We start from the raw sequence: 1,106 nt of genomic DNA, 5'->3' as shown, positions 1-1,106 counted from the left end.
GGCGGCGGAAGTTCTTCAAATACATCAGCCGCCCCCGCACCGGCCCGACCCGGAGACTCCAACCAAAGTATTCTTCCCGTGTTCCGCTAGAACACCACCGTCTTGTTCCCGTCCACGATGATCCTGTCCTCCAGGTGCGCCCGCACGGCCCGGGCCAGCACCTGCCGTTCCAGGTCGCGCCCCAGGTCCTTCAAGTCATCCACGCCGTGGCGGTGCGAAACGTGCGCCACGTCCTGGCTGATGATGGGCCCGGCGTCCAGTTCGGCGGTCACGTAGTGCGCCGTGGCCCCGATGAGCTTCACCCCGCGCTGGAAGGCCTGGCGGTACGGGTCGGCCCCGATGAAGGCGGGCAGGAACGAGTGGTGGATGTTGATGATGGGCACGCCTGCGCCCTCGATGAAATCGGGCGAGAGGATCTGCATGTACCTGGCCAGCACCACGGCGTCGGCCTTGCCCCGGATCAACTCCAACGCCTGCTCCTCGGCCCTGCGCTTGGCCTCGGGATCGCGCGGGGGCACCGGGATGTAGTGGAAGGGCACGCCGAAGCGCTCCACGGCCTCCTTGAGGTCCGGGTGGTTGCTCACGACCATGGCCGCCTCGCAGGGCAGCTCCCCGCGCGACCAGCGCCAGAGCAGCTCCATCAGGCAGTGCTCGTGCCGCGAGACCATGATCGCCAGGCGTTTGCGGGGCCGGGCGTACTGGATGGACCACTGCATCTCGAAGGGTTTGGCCACCACCTGGTCGAAGGCGGCCATCAGGGCGTCCCGCCCCAGGTCCAGGTGCGGTGTCTGGAACTCCAGGCGCATGAAGAACTTGCCGCCCTCGGGGTCGGTGGAGTGCTGGTCCAGTTGGGTGATGTTGGCGCCGTGGGAGAAGATGAACTGGCTCACGGCCGCCACGAGGCCGGGCCGGTCGGGACTTGTTATCAGCAGGCGGGCGATGTTGCGCCCGGCGTCGTAGAGGTCGGTGGTGTTCATGAGCACAAGGTAGTCAATGTGCCCCTGGAAATCCATCCCGGTCAGTGGCGATTCCCCATGCGAAGCGCGCAGCGCTGAGCGGAAAGGGATCCCAAAGGGCTACGCCCTTTGGCCGCCGGATGCCTCAAT

The 1,106-nt window shown here is 66.5% G+C and carries 1 protein-coding gene; it reads right to left on the bottom strand.

What is annotated here, in order from left to right:
- Nucleotides 1-86 precede the first annotated feature (86 nt).
- Complete coding sequence (gene purU / locus MLE18_RS17835; RefSeq protein ID WP_243440152.1) at nucleotides 87-977, bottom strand: formyltetrahydrofolate deformylase; 891 nt, start codon at nucleotides 975-977, stop codon at nucleotides 87-89.
- Between the last annotated feature and the right edge of the window lie 129 nt (nucleotides 978-1,106).

Origin of the sequence: Fundidesulfovibrio soli (assembly GCF_022808695.1) — a bacterium.
Lineage (GTDB): Bacteria > Desulfobacterota > Desulfovibrionia > Desulfovibrionales > Desulfovibrionaceae > Fundidesulfovibrio > Fundidesulfovibrio soli.
This window is presented reverse-complemented; position numbering and strand designations above follow the sequence as displayed.